The sequence below is a fragment of the Pseudoalteromonas sp. SG41-1 genome (genome assembly GCF_014164575.1).
Taxonomy (GTDB): Bacteria; Pseudomonadota; Gammaproteobacteria; order Enterobacterales; family Alteromonadaceae; genus Pseudoalteromonas; species Pseudoalteromonas rhizosphaerae.
In genome coordinates, this window is the sequence record NZ_JACJFL010000006.1 from 19,422 (window position 1) to 39,002 (window position 19,581).

Annotated in this window: 18 protein-coding genes; 7 read left to right on the forward strand and 11 right to left on the reverse strand. The window is 38.6% G+C overall.

Annotated elements, in window-relative coordinates:
* Nucleotides 1-101: 101 nt before the first annotated feature.
* Together fdxA and H5203_RS06070 are read left to right on the forward strand one after the other, a co-directional pair.
* Complete coding sequence (fdxA, locus tag H5203_RS06065; protein WP_182819485.1) at nt 102-425, forward strand: ferredoxin FdxA; 324 nt, start codon at nt 102-104, stop codon at nt 423-425.
* Nucleotides 426-559: 134 nt separating this feature from the next.
* Entirely contained in the window at nt 560-2,791 is a 2,232-nt protein-coding gene (locus H5203_RS06070; RefSeq protein ID WP_182819486.1) for a carbohydrate binding family 9 domain-containing protein, read from the forward strand.
* A gap of 50 nt (nt 2,792-2,841) precedes the next feature.
* Here the strand turns inward: H5203_RS06070 and H5203_RS06075 are convergent, their stop codons facing one another.
* The 5 genes from H5203_RS06075 to H5203_RS06095 form a co-directional block, all read right to left on the reverse strand.
* On the reverse strand, nt 2,842-3,630 hold the full coding sequence (locus H5203_RS06075) for a hypothetical protein (protein ID WP_182819487.1): 789 nt from the start codon (nt 3,628-3,630) through the stop codon (nt 2,842-2,844).
* A 62-nt stretch (nt 3,631-3,692) separates the two neighbouring features.
* The gene (locus H5203_RS06080; protein ID WP_145235990.1) at nt 3,693-4,229 is read right to left on the reverse strand and encodes a fused DSP-PTPase phosphatase/NAD kinase-like protein; all 537 of its coding nucleotides are present in this window, start codon (nt 4,227-4,229) and stop codon (nt 3,693-3,695) included.
* 142 nt (nt 4,230-4,371) lie between these two features.
* Nucleotides 4,372-5,970, reverse strand: a complete 1,599-nt coding sequence (locus H5203_RS06085; RefSeq protein WP_182731581.1) for an AbgT family transporter — start codon at nt 5,968-5,970, stop codon at nt 4,372-4,374.
* A 106-nt stretch (nt 5,971-6,076) separates the two neighbouring features.
* Entirely contained in the window at nt 6,077-6,379 is a 303-nt protein-coding gene (locus tag H5203_RS06090; RefSeq protein WP_182731582.1) for a hypothetical protein, read from the reverse strand.
* 2 nt (nt 6,380-6,381) lie between these two features.
* Nucleotides 6,382-6,639 (reverse strand): DUF3081 family protein, encoded by a 258-nt coding sequence (locus H5203_RS06095; protein ID WP_182819488.1) that lies wholly within the window; start codon nt 6,637-6,639, stop codon nt 6,382-6,384.
* A 162-nt stretch (nt 6,640-6,801) separates the two neighbouring features.
* Between H5203_RS06095 and H5203_RS06100 the strand changes: the two genes are divergently transcribed.
* Together H5203_RS06100 and H5203_RS06105 are read left to right on the forward strand one after the other, a co-directional pair.
* A complete protein-coding gene (locus H5203_RS06100; protein ID WP_182819489.1) occupies nt 6,802-7,701 on the forward strand; it encodes a redoxin family protein in 900 nt (299 codons plus the stop codon).
* 66 nt (nt 7,702-7,767) lie between these two features.
* On the forward strand, nt 7,768-9,048 hold the full coding sequence (locus tag H5203_RS06105) for a flavohemoglobin expression-modulating QEGLA motif protein (RefSeq protein ID WP_145235968.1): 1,281 nt from the start codon (nt 7,768-7,770) through the stop codon (nt 9,046-9,048).
* 147 nt (nt 9,049-9,195) lie between these two features.
* Here H5203_RS06105 and H5203_RS06110 read toward each other — a convergent pair whose 3' ends face one another.
* The 4 genes from H5203_RS06110 to H5203_RS06125 are packed head-to-tail and all read right to left on the reverse strand — an operon-like array spanning nt 9,196 to nt 13,831.
* Nucleotides 9,196-9,999 (reverse strand): DUF1338 domain-containing protein, encoded by an 804-nt coding sequence (locus H5203_RS06110; RefSeq protein ID WP_182819490.1) that lies wholly within the window; start codon nt 9,997-9,999, stop codon nt 9,196-9,198.
* 47 nt (nt 10,000-10,046) lie between these two features.
* Nucleotides 10,047-11,528 (reverse strand): succinylglutamate-semialdehyde dehydrogenase, encoded by a 1,482-nt coding sequence (astD, locus tag H5203_RS06115; RefSeq protein WP_182819491.1) that lies wholly within the window; start codon nt 11,526-11,528, stop codon nt 10,047-10,049.
* 18 nt (nt 11,529-11,546) lie between these two features.
* On the reverse strand, nt 11,547-12,581 hold the full coding sequence (gene astA / locus H5203_RS06120; protein ID WP_149980153.1) for an arginine N-succinyltransferase: 1,035 nt from the start codon (nt 12,579-12,581) through the stop codon (nt 11,547-11,549).
* 44 nt (nt 12,582-12,625) lie between these two features.
* Nucleotides 12,626-13,831, reverse strand: a complete 1,206-nt coding sequence (locus tag H5203_RS06125; RefSeq protein ID WP_145235948.1) for an aspartate aminotransferase family protein — start codon at nt 13,829-13,831, stop codon at nt 12,626-12,628.
* Nucleotides 13,832-14,036: 205 nt separating this feature from the next.
* Between H5203_RS06125 and H5203_RS06130 the strand changes: the two genes are divergently transcribed.
* Nucleotides 14,037-14,465, forward strand: coding sequence for an Lrp/AsnC family transcriptional regulator (locus tag H5203_RS06130; protein ID WP_145235943.1), 429 nt, complete (start codon nt 14,037-14,039; stop codon nt 14,463-14,465).
* Nucleotides 14,466-14,676: 211 nt separating this feature from the next.
* On the forward strand, nt 14,677-15,702 hold the full coding sequence (locus H5203_RS06135; protein WP_182819492.1) for a GGDEF domain-containing protein: 1,026 nt from the start codon (nt 14,677-14,679) through the stop codon (nt 15,700-15,702).
* On the opposite strand, the gene H5203_RS06140 is transcribed toward H5203_RS06135, so the two are convergent.
* Complete coding sequence (locus H5203_RS06140; RefSeq protein WP_182819493.1) at nt 15,699-16,622, reverse strand: hypothetical protein; 924 nt, start codon at nt 16,620-16,622, stop codon at nt 15,699-15,701. The two genes, H5203_RS06135 and H5203_RS06140, sit on opposite strands and share 4 nt — an antisense overlap.
* 91 nt (nt 16,623-16,713) lie before the next feature.
* Nucleotides 16,714-18,627 (reverse strand): bifunctional diguanylate cyclase/phosphodiesterase, encoded by a 1,914-nt coding sequence (locus H5203_RS06145; protein WP_182819494.1) that lies wholly within the window; start codon nt 18,625-18,627, stop codon nt 16,714-16,716.
* Nucleotides 18,628-19,272: 645 nt separating this feature from the next.
* Between H5203_RS06145 and H5203_RS06150 the strand changes: the two genes are divergently transcribed.
* Nucleotides 19,273-19,572, forward strand: coding sequence for an isoamylase early set domain-containing protein (locus H5203_RS06150; protein WP_145235928.1), 300 nt, complete (start codon nt 19,273-19,275; stop codon nt 19,570-19,572).
* Nucleotides 19,573-19,581 lie beyond the last annotated feature (9 nt).

Sequence of the window (19,581 nt, forward strand, 5' to 3'; positions counted from 1 at the left end):
TACGTTAATTTATGCCTCGATGGCAGCGATTATTTATTGTATTTTGGCTGTGGTTGGGTATGATCTCCAGCTGTATTAAGATATGTTAGGCAAACGTTAAAATGGCATTTGTAGTCACTGAAAACTGTATAAAGTGTAAATACACTGACTGTGTAGCAGTGTGTCCAGCAGATGCGTTTTATGAAGGCCCTAATTTCTTGGCGATCAGTCCGATTGATTGTATTGATTGTGGTTTATGTGTTCCAGAATGCCCCGCTGAAGCAATTTATCAAGAAGATGAATTACCTGATTCGCAACAAGAATTCACCGAACTGAATACCGAACTTGCTCTTATTTGGCCGCGTATCACTGATGTAAAACCAGCCCCTGAAGATGCCGATACCTGGAATGGTGTGGCCGATAAATTAAAGTTAATTGAGACCTAAAATCTCAGCTTTTTGTCTTGATTAGTTAATTAAAATAACATTTTTACAATCAAACTATTAACAAATGTACCTGCGTGAATTACAATTGCTACTTAACTTACTCATCCGAGTAACTGAGTATTAAATGGATGTTTATGCAGTATATAAAATTAATAACTTTACCTGTCTGGGTTTTAGCTTTCGCTTTATGTAGTACGTTTGCACACGCTGAGCAACAACAATTTAGTTTAGCGCACATTGATCAAGGTATTGATCTTGATGGGCAGTTGAGCGAACCGCACTGGCAACAAGCCACTTTAATCCCTTTACGCTATCAAAATGAACCCAACGAAAAAGGCATACCACCTGTAAAAACAGACGCTTATATCTATGAAGATGGCAACTATTTATATCTTGGTTTTGTTGCTTATGATAATGATCCCAGTCAAATACGTGCAGCACTTCGAGATCGCGATACATTATGGTCGGATGATAATGTCGCATTGATGATTGATACTTTTAACGATGAGCGAACAGGTTATGAGTTTTACGTAAATCCACTCGGTGCACAAGGTGATATGCGCATGACCGATACCGATGGCTGGACTGAAGACCCATCGTGGGATGCGATTTGGGACAGTGCAGGGCAAATAACTGACCAAGGTTATACCGTAGAGATGCGCATCCCGTTCACTGCATTGCGTTTTCCTAAAAATAAAGCCGATATGACATGGGGGTTTGCGCTGTGGCGTAATTATCCTCGAGATGTTTTATATCAATTATCCAATGTAGGTTTTGACCGCGACGTGAAATGCAGTTTTTGCCAGTTTGATAAAATAACAGGCTTTAATGCCATGGAGCCGAGCAAAAATATTCAATTAACACCGACCTTGACCGCTCTTCGCAATGATGTGAAAGAGGCTGTACCAGGGGATTGGCAAAATGGTGATATTGAGACTGAAGCTGGACTCGATTTACGTTGGGGGATCAGCCAAGATGCGGTTATTAATGCCACAATTAATCCCGATTTCTCGCAAGTAGAGACCGATAGTTTAGAGTTGGATGTCAATACCACATACTCTATTTATTATGCTGAGAAACGCCCGTTCTTTTTAGATGGTGCATCGTATTTCAAAAGCAGTTTATTTGAGCTTTTATATACTCGTACAATTGCCGAGCCTGAAATTGGCGCCAAAATAACCGGTAAAACAGATGCACATAGTTATGCTTTTATGTATGCCGATGATGAAAATACCAGTCTTTTTTTACCGACTAACCAAGGTTCTGGCTTTGCTAATTTAGCTGAAAAATCAAAGTCAGCGGTTGGCCGATATCAATACGACATTGGCGAGCAGGGCACTATTGGGGTGATGAGCACCCACCGTGAAGCGAATGACTATCACAATACCGTACTGTCGGTAGATGGTAGTTATTGGTTTAATCAAACAGATAGTGTGTTGTATCAAGTTGCTACCTCTGATACTAAAAACTCCGCTTTTTTAACTGATAATTATGGCTTGGAGAAAAATCAATCTGATCAAGCTTATAAGATCGAGTTTGCTCGCGAGAAACGGGATTATAAGCTACTTGCCAGTTACGAAGATATTGGTGAGGATTATCGTACCGATGTTGGCTATCAAGGAAAAGTAGATTATAAAAAAGTGTTACTAGGCGGCGGGCAAACTTGGTACTTAGACGCAAGTGAGATGATAACCGAATATTCTTATAATGTTGATTGGGACAAAACCTGGGCGCAAGATGGTAGCTTGCTTGAAGAAGAGTACGAAGGGTATATTTTTTTAAAAGGCCAATTACAGTCATCTTTAGAGTTTGGTTTGATCCATCGTAATGAGAGCTATAAAGATGATTTTTATAATCAAAATATCGGCTTTATTTATGGTGGTTTTAACCCAAGCAAAGATTTACGTATTACGCTCTATAGTGAGTTTGGTAGTAAAATAGATTACAGTAATGAGCAGTTAGGTGATTTATTTACTCTAGAGCCAGAACTTACCTGGGACATCAATGATCATTGGCAACTACAGCTTGAACACAGTTATAGCCGTTTAGATAACCCACAAGGTGAAAATGTATTTACAGCGAATCTAACCGATTTACGAATTTATTATAAATTTAATATGCGCTCGATGCTGAAACTGATTTTACAGTTTGAAGATATCGACCGAAATCAAAATGCTTATTACTTTGCTGTAAATCACATCAACCGAGATTATGGCAGTCAGCTTGTTTACTCATATAAAATTAACGCACAAACATTATTTTACTTGGGTTATTCAGATAAAGGCTATCAAGATGACTCATTAAAAAGTATAGAACGCGATCAACGTACTTTCTTTACTAAATTAAGTTATGCATGGCAGCTTTAAATTACATTTTAAAAAAGCCCTTAGTATTTAACTAAGGGCTTTTTTTATTGCTATAAATTACGAAAATATGCATCAACAAACAGTTGTTGGTTTGGTGCTTTTGGCGCTGTAGTAAATTTGATTAATGAGTCGGTATGACGCAGTTTTAGTTCATTACTAAATTCACAATCAACCTGATTAAATTGTTGTACTTTAGCTTTAAATTTAGCTGATTGTTGGCATTGCTTTGCTAATGAGTTGGCTACTTGTGCACAATATGCGCCAACGGCATAAGTTTGTAAGGTTTTATCATCAAGTGCTTGCCAATTTACTGAGGTGGCTATGTCTTTCTCACACTGTAAATTTAGCTCTTTACTAGCGTCAGTAAGTGCGATTTGTGATTGTTTAATTGCATTATCGCGATCAAACTTAGCTAGTTTTAACTGAATACCTTGCTCAAGTTGGCTTATATATTGTGCATAGGTATCTTCGCTTATTCCTTTTGCTCGCTTATCTTTTAGTTCACTCAAATAAATTGCTTGGCGGCTATTTGGCAAATATAGTGTGTAGCTACAACAGCTATAACCTGGCTCTTTCGTGACGAGTGCTCGCTGTTCCCCGTCAAACGTGTATTTGTAAGCTTGTATACTTCCGTGAGGTTTCAGAGCGGTTAAAAAAACCACTTCGTCAATAGGACTATTTACCCCAACGACTTTGACCAATGCTTGGCTGTTATCAAGGGTATTAATAATAGTCACTTGCTCGCCACTTGATGACTCAAGTACAAGAGGATATTTTTGTAATTCTATCGCGTAGCTACAAGTGCAGAATAAACTGAGTAACAGAAAGATATTTTTCATTGTTAAATCCATTTAAAGTTAAACAAAATAGTTAAACATTTTAACATAGCTAACGTGTTATTTTAATGCTCTTTTATTTTATAGGTTGCTATGGCGTCTCTTACCACAGGTTCAAGACCTTGTAAGCCCCATTGCTTACCTGTTTCAATCGCTTTTTCAATTGGTTGGTTAAGCTCTATTGCGTTATAAAGTGCAATCAGTGCACCAACTCGGTTACCACTTGCACAATGCAGTAATGTTGGGCTCTCAGATGCTTGCGCTAATAATTGCTGCAGCTTTTTTGCATTTTCAATATTGATATCGGCTCTTGATGAAATGGGCAGTGAAAAGTATTGCAGTCCTAAATTGGTCACTAAAGCCTGTTCATCCCAATTATTTTCCCCATCCCCGCGTAAATTAATCACATACTTTATACCTTGCTTTGCAAGCTGCTGAAATTGCTCTTTAGAAGGTTGTCCTGCAGTATAGATGTGTTGTTGCGGGTTCGCATAATTAGTTAATGCAACGGACTTTATATTTACTGATGGGAGTGGCTGCGCATAACTTGTTATGCTGATCAAAGAACATGCTAAAGTGATAATAAAAAATACTATTTTCATAATTTTAGATCTCGTTGAAGTTGCTAGTAATGTGGCAATTGTATAAGTAGTTACTATTATTAAAGCAGATAGTTTAGTTTTTCAAACAGGTTAGAGTTACTCAATAATAATGCCAGCAACAGCTGGCATTATTTATCGGTTATTAAGGTGTGTAATAAATTGGTGAGCCAGGCCCTACTGGCAGACCAAATACAAACACCCACAAATAAAACAGAGCAACCCAACCGACAAAGAAAATCATACTATAAGGCAGCATGGTGGCGACTAAAGTGCCTATTCCCATGTCTTTTTTATATTTAGTGGCAACGGCGAGGATCAAGCCAAAGTAACTCATCATTGGGGTGATCAAGTTCGTGACAGAATCACCAATCCGATAAGCCGCCTGAATGGTCTCTGGCGCATAGCCAATCAACATGAGCATAGGTACAAATATTGGCGCAGTGATTGCCCATTGTGCAGATGAAGAACCTAAGCTTAGATTAACTAATGCACACATTAATATAAATAACACAAATACTTCAGGACCAGTCAGATTGAGGGCTTGTAACATAGCAGCGCCATTTATGGCTAAAATAGTCCCTAAGTTAGTCCATTTAAAGAAGGCAACAAACTGCGCGGCAAAAAATACTAATACAATGTACATGCCCATTGAGCTCATACTTTTGCTCATTGCGTTGATCACGTCTTTATCATTTTTCATGGTGCCTACTACACGGCCATAAACGAAACCTGGTATACCAAAGGTAATAAAAATAAATACCACAATCCCTTTAGAAAAAGGCGAGTGGGCAAATAAGCCTGTTTCAGGATGGCGCAAAATGCCATCTGCAGGCACGATTGTCCAAGCAAGTAGTAGTGATACTAACAATAAAGAAAATCCAGCCCATTTTAAGCCTGATTTTTCTTTAGCAGTTAAGCCTTCTATATTATTCTGCGCCAGATCAGCACTGGCATCGTCGGGGTTGTATTTACCAAGGCGGGGTTCAACAATTTTTTCAGTAACGATGGTGCCTAATACGGCAATCAATAAAACTGAAATCATCATAAAATACCAGTTTGCTTCAGCGCCAACTTGGTAAGTTGGATCAATCATTTGTGCTGCCGGAGTCGTAATACCTGCAAGCAATGGATCAATCGTACCTAACAATAAATTAGCACTGTAACCACCTGATACACCAGCAAAAGCAGCGGCTAAGCCGGCTAAAGGATGACGCCCTAAACTATGGAAGATCATTGCGGCTAAAGGGATTAATACAACATAACCAAGTTCAGATGCGGTATTAGATAATATAGCGGCAAATACCACCATAAAAGTAACTAAGCGTTTTGATGCCCCCATTACCATGCCACGCATTGCAGCAGATAATAGCCCTGAATGTTCGGCAACGCTGACACCTAATAGTGCAACAAGCACAGTGCCTAAAGGGGCAAAACTAGTAAAATTAGTAACAAGACCGGTGACGATACGTTGTAAGCCTTCAGCACTTAATAGACTCACAACTTCGATAACGCCGTCAGCTTCACGACCTGCGGAGCCAATTGGGCGAGGATCAATTGCAGTTAATCCAAACCAATCAGCAATACCACTGAAAACAATAATGGCCACACAAAATAGGGCAAACAAGGTGATTGGGTGGGGTAACATATTCCCCAAAAACTCAACAGAGGCTAAAAATCGGTTAAATAATCCCGATTGTTTTTCTTCACTCGATGAGTCGGCAGTGTCGACGGCTTTTGACATAGCAAGGCTCTTAAAATTTAAAATTTCCGCAATCTATCATTTTTAAGCATTATTATCATCAATAAACGGTGGTTTACCAGATGGGTACGATAAACTGTCAATTAGGCTATAGAATTCCTTTGAAAAGTAATGGATAGCGACGTAATCGCTGGCCAATATAGTCATCCGCTAAGATTTGCTGACAAATATCTTCAATATTATCAGAAGCTTCAAACACCCAGTCGAATCGTTCGATTGCAGTTAAAAACCCTCGCTTCAGGAACCGTTGTTGCCGATACTCCTCAAGATTACCTTTAATTATGGCAAGCTTACTTTCATCGTCGCGTAATTCTTGCACAACCTTGGCTATAAAATCTGTATGTTGGTTGTGCTTGTTAGCTGGGCGAATGCGGGGTTTGCTGTTATACACAATTACACCTCATTGATTATATTTTCCAGCTTTTTAAGGAAGTCATCTTTATGCTTCTCATGTTCATAATCGAGATGATAGGTGTTGTGAAAACCAAATCTGAGCAATACGCCACTGCCTTTAAGATAAATGGTATAACCATCAATATCTGAAAATGCGGTTAATCCTTTATAGTGTTTCCCTTCATTATTTATATCACCATGTTGGATGATCTGCTCATAGACAGCTAATATTTGTTTTCCTTCGATGTCATTTTTCATCACTACTCCAAAAGTTGCTTTGATAATTAAATTGATACGAAACCTAACTCTATTTAGTTTATACCATGTAATGATAAATGATCGAAAAGTTCACCGATGTCGCAAAATTACAATCTGCTGAGAAAGCGACCATGCTAAGGTGAATTTATTTTAGGGATAATAATGATGAAGTTTAAATATATTAAGCTGTTGTGGGTCTTTTTGTACTTTTCATGCAGTCAACATTTGTTAGCAAATGAGTCAAATTTGGTTTTAAAAAACCAACAGGGTGAACTGTTCGAGCTGAATAAAATCGTTGGCAAAAAGCCTGTGTATTTAAAATTTTGGGCGACTTGGTGTAAACCGTGTATGGAGCAAATGCCACACTTTCAGCAGGCCTATGAACAGTATGGAGATACAATTGATACAATAGCGATTAACATTGATCTAAATGATGATCCTACTGCTGTTGCAGCTGTTAAAAAAGAGTTTAATTTAACCATGCCGATCATGAGTGATCATACCGCAAAAGTTGCTCAGCATTATCAATTTATAGGCACTCCTTTTCATGTATTACTCGATAAAACGGGCAAAGTTATTTTTCAAGGCCATGAAGCAGATAAAGCACTTGATAATACACTGCGATTATTATCACATGACGGCGTGGTGGCAAAGCCACGCTTGTTAGATGAAGGTAATAAGCAAGCTGCGACTGCTTTAGTTATTCCAGAGTTTGGCTTAAAAGCAATATTATATACGGCAACGTGGTGTGATTGGTATTTAGCTGATACTCGCCCGAAGATGGCAACAAACTGTGCCGCAGCTCAAAAGCAAATCAATCGATTAACCAATCAGGGAATTGATACTGAAGCTAGGGTTAGCCAATTATGGACAGATCAAGCAGCTGTTGATGAATATATCGAAAAATTTAAAGTCATACATCCGGTGTACATTGATCACGGTAATGATTTATTTATTGATAATAAAATCAGTAGTGTGCCTACCTTGGTCATTTATAAAAATGGACACATGGTTAATCGTATCAGCGATTTTTCTAGCCCTGTAAATTTGCAAAGTAAGTAATAATTTGCTTTGAAAATGAGCAAATCTAGCCTATCCTCTAGGCTCATTCATCAGTGAGCTTAGAGCATGATAGATAAGGCGTTATTACTTAAAACTCGCGAGTTATCAGATCGATTAATCGCCCTACAAACCCCGATCCGCATCTTAGATGCGATAAATTGGGATAAAAGCATAAAGGAAGAGTTTTTTAGACAAAAATGTCAAAAAAACCCACTGGTTGATAAAGCCTATTATCAGCAACGGGATCTAGGTTTTGTACCTAGCGAGCTACGCCAAGCATTTTCTGATCTAAACCGTAATATCATTAGCCAGCTTGGGCAACTCAATCCTATCGCTCAATATATGAGTAAAATGTGCAGCGAGTACAAAACGGTATTGAGTATGCTTGAATACCGTGGCACTGCTGAATTTCATGATTTATCTGTAGAGTTGTTTGGTCATCCAAAAGATTTATTTCATGCCGGTGAGCCATCGTTATCAGAGCTTGCAAATATGCTTGAGTTACCGCTCAAAAATCTATTAGCGGCCGATATTTTACCTGATGATCCTAAAAATATAGATGCTGATGAAGCCGTTCGGATTCTAGCTGAACAAGTACGTTTAAGCATGCCAGGTATCGATGTTGAAGTGGTCATTAGTGATGGGATCGTCAGTGATGCAGCTGCTGGTGCTAATAATATTAAGCTAAATCAAGATGTAAAGTTTTCTCAACGAGAGCTTGATATTTTAGAAGTACATGAGGGCTGGATCCACGTCGGTACAACGCAAAATGGTTTAGCTCAGCCATACTTAACCTGTTTAAGTAAAGGCACGCCAAGTTCAACAGTGACACAAGAGGGGCTGGCAGTACTAACCGAAATCATCACCCTTAAATCAACACCTCGACGTTTAGCGAAGTTAGTAAATCGTATTCAAGCGGTGACCAAGGTAATTGATGGGGCTGAGTTTGTTGATATATATCGTGATTATGTTGCTCAAGGCTTGAGTAAAGATGAGAGCTATACATTGGCCCAGCGAGTATTTCGTGGCAGTACCGCAACAGGGTTGCCATTTACTAAAGATATCGCTTATATCAAAGGGTTTGTATTGGTTTACAATTTAATTCGGGTTGCGATACAACTTGGCCGCATCGATCAATTACCTTTGCTGTTAGTGGGTAAAATCTCGATTGATGACTTTAGACTAATATCGCAATTACATGATTTAGGTGTAATTGAAGACCCTAAGTTTGTTCCACCACATTTTAAAGATTTACGTGGTTTAGCAACGTGGCTTAGTTTTGGCCGTTTTATTGGTGATTTGTCATTTGAACAGTTAGAAAACGACTATAAACCACTATTTATATAGTGACTCATAATCCTAGTATAAAAACAATAAAAACGCAGTTGTTCATTACAACTGCGTTTTTTCTATCGTACAGCTAAGTACTTTATGAAATCAGCCAGTAAGCACCCAGCTTTAAACACATGCACTTATGATCTGAATCTAGATTAATTAACGTGCATTGGTGCTTTCAAAGATTTTATCGGCCGATGCAGCAACGAAACCGGTATATAGTTCACCATCAGGTTTCGCATAACGCAGGGCAAACTCATAAAAACAACTAGGTACGCTCATCGTCGTGTCACTAAACTCTACGGCAAAGTCATCGGCAAGGGTTGATGATTGCTCAAGTAATACCTCAGGTGAGCCTTTTACTTCACCGCCTGAAATATTAAGGGCAAAACCGGCATCTTTAAGCGCTTGGTTAACGTCTTCAATTTTATCAAATTTGGCAAGTTCATTAATGTTCACGGTGAAATGATTAGCACGGTAACCCCATGCTGACATCCACGCTGCATATTCGCTTTCAGCCAGTAACTGTTTATAAGTTTCAGAGCTTACTTGCCAATGGGTGCCTGAGTATAAGAAGTTTTCTGCGGTTACGTCATCTGCATCTATGCTGGCAACCAGCTCATTAACGATGTTTTGCAGTTGCTCAGAACATTGCTCTACAAGTAATTCAGAAATAAATACTTTTGGTTGCTTTGGATCGGTATGCTCATAATGTTTAGCATACAATTTTTTAGCTTCAAAATGATATTCACCACATTCTTTATAACCGACGGCTAAGAAATGGGCGGCTAACTTTTCCAGACCAATTTTTTCATGATTGAAAGTGCGTAGTGCAATATGGTCGTTGATCACATCATCTTGTTGTGTCGAGCCTAATAGCTCATGAACTTTTACAGCTGACGGTGTTACCGCTAGGTAGTTTTGCCATAAGTTGTCAAAAAGGGCATTTACATCTGTGTGCATTTTTAATTCCTTAATTTAATTTCTGCAACCGTTAAGCTGCAGACTGATTATTCAATAATTAAGCCCGGCGCAAGGGTACTTGGTAAACTAACGCTTGGTGCTTCAACAGAGGCTACTGGGTATGAGCAGTAATCTGCGGCGTAATAGGCGCTCGCTCTGTGGTTACCACTGGCACCAATACCACCAAATGGCGCGGCACTTGATGCACCGGTAATTGGGCGATTCCAGTTAACAATACCGGCGCGAATATGTTTTAAGAAGTGCTCATAATCTTCACTTGAGTCACTTAAAAGCCCAGCCGATAAACCAAATGAGGTATTGTTCGCTTCCACAATTGCACTGTCAAAGTCGCTATAGCGATAAATTTTAATTAATGGGCCAAAGTGTTCTTCATCTGCGATGCTGGCCACATTTGTTACATCGATAATACCAGGGCTTACAAAACCAGTGCCTGGTTTTAAGTGTTTTAGTTCAACTAAAGGTTCAGCTCCCATATCAATCAATTGTTGCTGAGCGGCGACCATCCCAAGCGCTGCTTTTTCGCTGATCATAGCCCCCATGAAAGGTTGTTCTTCGCTAAAGCTGTCTGCAACTTTAATACTTTTAGTTGCGGTGATCAGCTTTTCTAAAATAGCATTACCATTAGCTGTATTTGCAATAAATACCCGACGGGCGCACGTACAGCGCTGGCCAGAAGTTATAAAGCCGGATTGGATAATATCATGCACGGCAGCATTTACGTCAGCCACATCTTTAACTATGAGCGGGTTATTCCCCCCCATTTCTAGCGCTAAAATTTTACCTGGATGTCCAGCAAACTGCTTATGTAATAAATGACCTGTGTTTGAGCTGCCAGTAAAAAACAACCCATCGGTATCTTGGTGGCTAGCAAGTGCAATACCGGTGTCAACTTCACCCTGAATAAGGTTGATCACCCCAGCTGGCAGGCCTGCTTTTAACCATAACTCAAGTGTGTATTGAGCAACAAGTGGGGTTAGCTCAGATGGTTTAAATACGACGGTATTACCCGCTAAAATTGCCGGTACTATATGACCATTAGGGAGGTGGCCTGGGAAATTATAAGGGCCAAAAATAGCCACTACTCCATGCGGCTTATGACGAATAAAAGCTTTAGCGCCGGGCATTGGATTTTCAGTAGTGCCTGTTCGTTCATTATGAGCTTTTATTGAGATCGCCACTTTGCCTGTCATAGCAGCCACTTCGGTGCGTGTTTCCCATAGTGGTTTACCTGTTTCGCGGGCAATGATAGTCGCAAACTCTTCGCTATTTTCTTTTAGCTGGCTGACAAAACGTTCAAGAACCGCAATACGCTCTGTAATTGGGGTATTTGCCCATGTAATGTGTGCCTGACGAGCTGATTTAATGGCTGCGTCTACTTGTTCTTTACTTGCCGCTTTACCTTGCCAAACAATGTCCCCGTTACTTGGGTTTATTGAACAGAAATCATGACCTAAGCCAGTTTGCCATTGGTTATTGATTAGTTGGCTGTTGTGCGTATTAACGCTCATAGAAACTCCTACAGAGGTTTACAGACGGAAAAACCGCGCTGCATCTCCTTGTTTTAATTTAAGTGCTTTTGCAACTTCACTGCTAATAATCAAGGTATGTTTAGCATGATTATAATGTGCATGTTTTGTGAAAGTGGCTCTGAAGTCATTCACGCCTTGATTACAAATAGCTAAGGTGTCGGAACTTTGTTGATTAATATGATCAAGTTCACCTATGGTAATAGGGCATACTTGAGATTCACGGATGCTACGTATATTGCCAAGTTTGGCTTCAACTGTTGGCCCAGCATCAAATAAATCAACGTAACCTCGATGCTCAAAACCTTCTTTTTCAAGCAATTTTAGTGCAGGTTTAGTGTGCTCGTGTACTTTACCAATTACAGCTTGCGCTTTTTTGCTTAACAGGTTGGCGTAAATAGGGTACTTGGGCATTAATTCACTAATAAATACTTTATCGCCTAAGCCGACTAAATGATCGGCTAGTGGGAATTCAATACTGAAAAAATGTTCTTCAAGCCATTGCCAAAATGGAGAATGGCCGTTTTCGTCACTAACGCCACGCATTTCTGCAATGATGGTATCGGCAAAACGCTCACTGTGTTGAGCCATAAACAAAAAGCGTGAACGCGATAAGAAACGTCCTGTTAGCCCTTTGCGGCTATCTTCACGTAAAAATAGTGTGCATATCTCTGAGCAGCCGGTGTAATCATTACACATGCTGAGAATATCAACGGTGTTATATACGTTAAGAGTGCGTGAATGATGAACCGTTTTACCTAAATGATAGTGATACAAAGGAACGTTCATACCGACCGCCGCTTCAATCGCGGTAGTGCCAACGACTTGACCTGTTTCACTGTCTTCTAATACAAATAGGTAGCCCTCGTCTTGAGGCTTATTAATGTTTTTTGCAAAGCTCCTTTCTGCTCGTTCAATTTTCTCTAGCAACAAGGCATCATCAACAGGTAATGATGTAAAACCATGGCCTGACTCTATTGCTATTTGTTTTAGTGAGTCAAAATCATTTGCGGTTATAGGACGTAATACTTGCATTTAAAAGTGCTCCATTAACGCCCTAAACAGGGCGTTAAATTAGGTTAACCGTTTACAACGTCTGCTACGGCTTTTTCAAAGCGCACTAGACCTTCTTTAATGTCCTCAAGTGGGATCACCAGCGAAGGCGTAAAACGAATGACATCAGTACCAGCAACTAAGCTCATTAGCCCTTGTTGAGTACTTGCTACTAAGAAGTCGCGAGCGCGCCCTTCAAACTTGCTGTTTAGTACGGCGCCTAATAATAGACCTTTACCGCGTACTTCACTAAATACGTCGTATTTTGCGTTGATCGCTGCAAAACCATCACGGAAAAGCTGTTCACGCTGTTTAACGCCGCTTAGTACTTGTTCGGTATTCACGGTATCAAATGCCGCTTCTGCCACTGCACACGCTAACGGGTTACCGCCATAGGTTGAACCATGCGTGCCCACTTTAAGATGTGCTGCAATATCAGAAGTGGTGATCATCGCACCAATAGGGAAACCGCCACCCAACGCTTTTGCTGTTGTTAAAATATCTGGTGTCACGCCTAATTCTTGGTATGCGTATAGTGAGCCTGTACGGCCTACACCCGTTTGTACTTCGTCAAAAATAAGCAATGCATTGTGTTTATCACACAAAGCACGCACACCTTTGATAAATTCATTATTTGCAGAGATAATGCCGCCTTCACCTTGCAGAGGTTCCATCATTACGGCACAGGTTTTATCGCTGATCAGTGCTTCAAAAGCAGCTAAATCATTGTAGTCACAATGATCAATTGCGGCTGGTTTAGGACCAAAACCGTCAGAATATGCGGTTTGGCCACCCACAGTTACGGTAAAAAAGGTACGGCCATGAAAGCCTTTGTTAAATGCGATTATTTGGCTTTTATCAGCACCATGTACATCCAATGCGAAACGACGCGCAAGTTTTAGCGCTGCTTCATTTGCTTCTGCGCCTGAGTTTGCAAAGTAAACTTTGTCTGCAAATGTTGCGTCGGTGATTTTTTTAGCTAATCGAAGTGCTGGCTCATTAGTCATGACATTTGATAAGTGCCAGATTTTTTCGCCTTGCTCTTTTAACGCATTAACAAGGGCTGGGTGACAGTGACCTAAACAGTTGACCGCAATACCGCCAGCAAAGTCGATATATTCTTTATCGTTTTGATCCCAAACACGAGAACCTTGGCCACGCACCGGAATAACCTCTGATGGGTTATAGTTAGGGACCATTACGTCGTTGAATAATTCTCTTGTTACTTGCATTTGTTACACCTAATTCTGGCTTAATATGAAAAAAAACAAATTGCATTTGATGGGTTAATCAAGCCGTTATTACCCTGCAATAATGTGCTTTAATAATTTTTCTTATTTACTACCGCTATTATCTGAGTTCAAAGCTTAAATTTGCAGTGCTATTTTGTGAAAAATGATTAAAATAAAATACAAAATGACGAGGTTAATAATCAATATGATAACTATACAAGACGAAAAGCTACTTTCTATACTTCGCACGAATGCCAGAGCGAGTATTTCTGATCTTGCCAGGGCACTTAACTTATCACGCTCAACTGTACAAAGTAGGATGTTAAAGCTAGAAGAGACTGGAGTGATAAAGGGCTACAGTGTTGACTATGGCGATGCGTACTTAAGTGCCATGGTATCGGCCCATGTATCGATTAAGGTAAAGCAAAAACTAACCACTAAAACTAACCTCGAGCTCAAGCAGATTGATGCCATCTCACAATTGTATGCTATCAGTGGTGAGTTTGATTTAATTGCAGTTGTGCAAGCACAAAATCTAGAAAAACTCAGCCATTTACTCGATGATATTGGTAATTTAGATGGAGTTGAACGTACGACTTCTTCTGTTATTTTAGAAACAAAATTTAAACGCTAAGTTGACGATAAATACAGAATGTCATACTTTCTATTGTGACTAAACAGTATTTACACACTACACTTACGACTAGCACTGGGTTTTCTTACTCGTTAATGTAATTATGAGAGCAAACTTTATTGACGTTTTTGTTTGATTTATATTTTTATAATCTTTTATACGGGTAATTAGTCATAATAAGAATGTTCAGTTATTTGAATACAGGATCCTTATGGAAGAAAACTTATTAAATTCACTAATTAAAATAACCAAAAACCGTGATGTAGATTCATTGGAATATAGCTTGATCTCGACGATCCAAGAATTTGTTGGTTGTACAGAAATTGTAGTTTATAAGGATTTAGACGTGCAAAGTGATTTAACGATTGAGCGCAGTATATCGTTAAAAGTAATCAATGGTAATCAGTTTGAGTGGGCGCAACGTCAAGTTGTTGATTCACCAGAGGCTGAACTGTTGTCATGTTTGCGCTCAGCTTGCATTATTACTGTACAGTCTGCTGATGGTATCGAGAAACGTTGGTTACCAATATCTTTGCAAGAAAAGCCGATAGGTGCAATTGCTGTTGTTTGCAAAGGTTTAAAAAGCTCGGATCAGGTTTTGCTTAATGCCTTTTGCCGTATTTATGAAAATTATTTATTTATCTTGCATGAGAATGAACGGGATCAACTGACTGGTCTGTTAAATAGGCAAACATTTGATAAAAAAATAAAGCAGCTAATTGAAAAGCAAGTAATTAAACAGCATAAAACGGTTAAAACGGATGATAATCGCAAGCGAAAGCTCAGTTCAACATCTTGGTTAGCAATGCTTGATATTGATCATTTCAAAAAAATTAATGATAGCTTTGGTCATGTTTGTGGTGATGAGGTTTTATTGTTACTTGCACAAAAAATGCGTCACTTCCTGCGTTCAACAGACTTGATTTTTCGCTTTGGTGGTGAGGAATTTGTGATAGTGTTTGAACCTACTAACTTTGAATCTATCGAAAAGAAAATGAATGAGTTTATGGAGATGATCAGAGACACTCATTTTCCATTTGTTGAAAATATGACTGTAAGTATAGGCATGTGTCGTATCAGTCCTTATGATTTCCCTATTACTGTATTGGAAAATGTGGATAAGGCACTTTATTATGCAAAAGAAAATGGTCGCAATAGGCTGTGCTTTTATGAACAGTTAATGGAAAATAACTTAATTAACTCAAACGACAAAAGCACTGATATAGATTTATTTTAATCTGACGCCGTTGGTACTTTCTTAATGATGGTTTTTTTTACTTCATCGAGTTTAATGACATAGGCGTTACCGCCAATTCCTTTAAATTCTTCATCGGTAAATACAATGGTATTTTCATCATAAAATGTAATCGCTTCTTTTTGAGTCACAATACCCAAATCTATCCGCGATACGTCTCCTGAGAAAAACTTATCACCAGTAAAGTTTTCAAATAACCAAATGCTTGTTGAATCTAGTAATACTAACTTTGTACGATCGGGGCTAAGTGCCGCTGAAGTTATCCAACAGAGCTTTTCCATCGTTGTACAAGTTTTAAAGGAATCTATTAACTGCGCATCAAAATTCGCTGCATGATCGCCAACTTTATACAAATTTGTAATCCCATCAAACGGTTCCGTACGGTTTTTAGTAAACAAATATAAGTGGCGGCCAAAGGCTACAAATGCTTCTAGGTCAAAGTTTCGTTTATCTGGAGTGATAGGGCTACCGTCGAGTTCTGGATAAGTGAACTTGATAATTTCAGCTTCGGTGGTATCAGTTTTAATGTCGATGGGATTTTCTATTTTATAAATAGTGAGCCATTTACGTTCTTGATTATTATTACCAAAGTCTCCTAAAAAGAAGTGCCCAAAATCATTCTGAGTCATATCTTCCCAATCAATGTTTTTTGCATTAGTAACCAGTACCTCTTTGGCGATAGAGCCGTCCTCGTTGAGACGATAAAGTTTTGCTTCATTACCGCCATCATTTATTGCCCATAAGCGCTTGAATTTATCAAATTCGATCCCCGATATTTCTTTTAGTTTAGGATCAACACTGAGTTTCTTTTTGCTGTATAAGGTATAAATTGACATGCTAGTAAGAATAACACTAATTAAAATTACGATTGAGATTAAGGAAAAGAGACTTTTTTTAAGCATGGAGGAAGTAGAATCTGATACTAAGTTATTGAGTATTATTATCTATTTTAAGGTAAATTTCCATGCCAATAAGACTATAAATGAATAATCATTAAGTTTCGAGGCTCCATACGCCAGTGCCCGTCGCGGCGATATGATTAACATTCCCTTGTAGTACCTTACTGCCAACATTCACAGATGACTGCGGACGACTAACTAAATACCCTTGTACGCTGCTAATTCCCATGCGTTTCACTAATTCAAACTGGGCGATTTCTTCAACTCCTTCAGCAACGATTTTAAGCCCAAGCTTAGTACCTAATTCACTGATTGAATTTAATATTTTGTTATATTTCGGGTTTTCATTAGCTTGCGCTATGAATAATCTATCAATCTTGATTACGTCAATAGGTAGATCAGCTAAGGTACTTAATGAGCTAAAACCGGTACCAAAGTCATCTATTGCAATAGTGACGCCTTCTTTACGCAATTTCTCTAATTCATTAATGATAGTGTTGCTAGCGGTGATCAATGTCGATTCAGTGATCTCTAACATCAATGAAGTGGGCGGTAGCCCTGTCTTGGCTAGTTTTTTCATTACCCATTCATGAATTGGGCGATGTTTGAGTTGAATGCCAGAGACATTAACTGAGATTTTAACTTTGCGCATACCAGCATTGTGCCAAGCTGCCATTTGTCGACATGATTCTAGCATTATCCAATCACCAAGCTCTAATATAAGGTTTGATTCTTCTGCAATCGGAATAAACTCCACTGGAGAAATAGCCCCCTCAACAGGATGGTCCCAGCGCACTAACGCTTCGAAGTAATCAATGGCGCAATCTTCAACATGCACAATAGGCTGAAATGATAAATGAAAATTATGACACGCAATGGCTAAACGCAGCTCTTCGAGTAAGTAATGGTAGCGACGCATTTTATTACCCATTTCTGGCGAATAGACTTTAAAAATACCACGCCCATCGGTTTTAGCACGATACATAGCAACATCCGCCATTTGCAACAAAGCATGAGGAGTTGATGCACTTTCAGGATAAACAGCAATACCGACACTGGCACTGATCTTAATTAGTTTATTACCCAGAACAAAGTCCCGCTCTATTTCGTTTAGTACATGCTGTGCCACATCTAAGCTTTTAGAGTTGCAATCAATATTATTAATGAAAATAGAGAACTCATCGCCCCCTAAACGCGCTAAATTTTGCTCTAATAGACTGGTGGGATTGATATCATTAAGCTTATGATGGCGTAATACGCTAGCCAGGCGTTCGGCTACTTGAATCAATACTTCATCACCAAAACTGTGGCCAAAAGAGTCATTCACTTGCTTAAAGCCATCTAAATCAATAAATAACAAGGCACAGTGAATATTTTTTAGTTCAGCACCGTTGAGTTGGCGATCTAGGTGCTCGATATAAGCATGACGGTCAATCAACAAAGTCAATTTATCTTGGCAAATGCTGGTTTGAGTTTCACGGGCATAATTAGCTACATGGCTGGTTAATGCATTAATTGCTTGGCTTAAACGAGTTACTTCTGTCGCATGCTCAAGTTCAGGAAGTTGAATATTAAATGATTCGATAACTTTTTTTGTTTGTATATTAAGTTGTTCTATCAGCTGTTTTTCACGCTTTATGTTTAATTGTTTACCAAAATACCATGTTAAAAATAAACCTATTAAAATCAGTAGAATAAAGTTTACAGGTGATAAAATAGTGGCATTGATGATGGATGATGCTTGAGCGGTAATAAACTGTGTATCTGTTGCTCTAATTAGTAAGTAATCAGTACCGTCTTTGCTAACTATATAGTGGCCATTTAATATCGGGTTATACCAAGAGGGCATCGTTAGTTGGGTGGTAGCAGTATCAAAAGCGCGAGTGGCAATACTAGATTGTTGCGGATTAATGGTATTGACTTGTTTCGTTAATAAAATATTCATGCTAAAGCAAAAAATAAATATAGCAATAAAGGCAATACTGAGTAAGCGAAAAAGTTTAGTCATTCCATTAAACCATTTTATCCTAATTATATGAATTTGTTATTAGGTATTACACATTTTTTTCAGTATATAGTTTGTAAGACTAACTGACAAAACATTTCTTTAATAACGCCCCTGAATAAGGAACATCTTTTCAGTTAGATGTTATTTTATCAGTATTTTTTGAGCGTTTACTCAATTCAACTATTAAATAAATTCACTTTACCAGTGGTTATTTGTTAACTACTTTAAAGGTCACAATTCAGACAGTGATTAACTTGGTTTAGTTCTTGCTGTCATTAAGATGGTAATCATAAAGTGAGTGTTTTTTGCTTTATTTGCACACATTTGGTGCAATGTTTATTTAATCGCACTGTCATAAAGCATAAATATAACTTTGTTTAACTAGAGCGTGTTTATTTTTTGAGTTTACTTTTACCGCAGTATGTTTGGTTTTTATGCTAGACAGAGCACATAGTAGTGTTTTATCTACATAAATTGTGCGATAACGTAGTATACCGATCGAACACACAGCCTAAAGGTTGAAGATTTTGACTCTGAAAGGTCAACACGCACTAATAATATTTTACAGCCCTGCGTATGTTGAGTAGTTGAACGCACTTCTGTGGCAAGGATTAATTGACCTTAAGGTTTAGTTTGGAGCCCAATATGTTAAGTAAACGATTTTTTAAAACTAAAAACGAAGCTGAAGTAACATTTGAATTTCAGCATCCTCAGGCTGAGCAAGTTCAGTTAGTCGCTGAATTTACTGATTGGCAACCTGTTGCAATGAAGTTTAATAAAAAAGAACAATGTTTTAAGCTCAAGCAGCGATTACCGAACGATCAACAGTTTCATTTTCGGTATTTAGTTAATGGTACTATTTGGGACAATGACCATCATGCCGATGGATACATAGCAAACAGTTTTGGTACAGAAAATAGCATAGTCAATACACAACGTATTTAAGGCGTGGTA

Coding starts and splice junctions, on each gene's coding strand:
- fdxA (WP_182819485.1), top strand. CDS start 102: ATGGCATTTGTAGTCACTGAAAACTGTATAAAGTGTAAATACACTGAC.
- H5203_RS06070 (WP_182819486.1), top strand. CDS start 560: ATGCAGTATATAAAATTAATAACTTTACCTGTCTGGGTTTTAGCTTTC.
- H5203_RS06075 (WP_182819487.1), bottom strand. CDS start 3,630: ATGAAAAATATCTTTCTGTTACTCAGTTTATTCTGCACTTGTAGCTAC.
- H5203_RS06080 (WP_145235990.1), bottom strand. CDS start 4,229: ATGAAAATAGTATTTTTTATTATCACTTTAGCATGTTCTTTGATCAGC.
- H5203_RS06085 (WP_182731581.1), bottom strand. CDS start 5,970: ATGTCAAAAGCCGTCGACACTGCCGACTCATCGAGTGAAGAAAAACAA.
- H5203_RS06095 (WP_182819488.1), bottom strand. CDS start 6,639: ATGAAAAATGACATCGAAGGAAAACAAATATTAGCTGTCTATGAGCAG.
- H5203_RS06100 (WP_182819489.1), top strand. CDS start 6,802: ATGATGAAGTTTAAATATATTAAGCTGTTGTGGGTCTTTTTGTACTTT.
- H5203_RS06105 (WP_145235968.1), top strand. CDS start 7,768: ATGATAGATAAGGCGTTATTACTTAAAACTCGCGAGTTATCAGATCGA.
- H5203_RS06110 (WP_182819490.1), bottom strand. CDS start 9,999: ATGCACACAGATGTAAATGCCCTTTTTGACAACTTATGGCAAAACTAC.
- astD (WP_182819491.1), bottom strand. CDS start 11,528: ATGAGCGTTAATACGCACAACAGCCAACTAATCAATAACCAATGGCAA.
- astA (WP_149980153.1), bottom strand. CDS start 12,581: ATGCAAGTATTACGTCCTATAACCGCAAATGATTTTGACTCACTAAAA.
- H5203_RS06125 (WP_145235948.1), bottom strand. CDS start 13,831: ATGCAAGTAACAAGAGAATTATTCAACGACGTAATGGTCCCTAACTAT.
- H5203_RS06130 (WP_145235943.1), top strand. CDS start 14,037: ATGATAACTATACAAGACGAAAAGCTACTTTCTATACTTCGCACGAAT.
- H5203_RS06135 (WP_182819492.1), top strand. CDS start 14,677: ATGGAAGAAAACTTATTAAATTCACTAATTAAAATAACCAAAAACCGT.
- H5203_RS06140 (WP_182819493.1), bottom strand. CDS start 16,622: ATGCTTAAAAAAAGTCTCTTTTCCTTAATCTCAATCGTAATTTTAATT.
- H5203_RS06145 (WP_182819494.1), bottom strand. CDS start 18,627: ATGACTAAACTTTTTCGCTTACTCAGTATTGCCTTTATTGCTATATTT.
- H5203_RS06150 (WP_145235928.1), top strand. CDS start 19,273: ATGTTAAGTAAACGATTTTTTAAAACTAAAAACGAAGCTGAAGTAACA.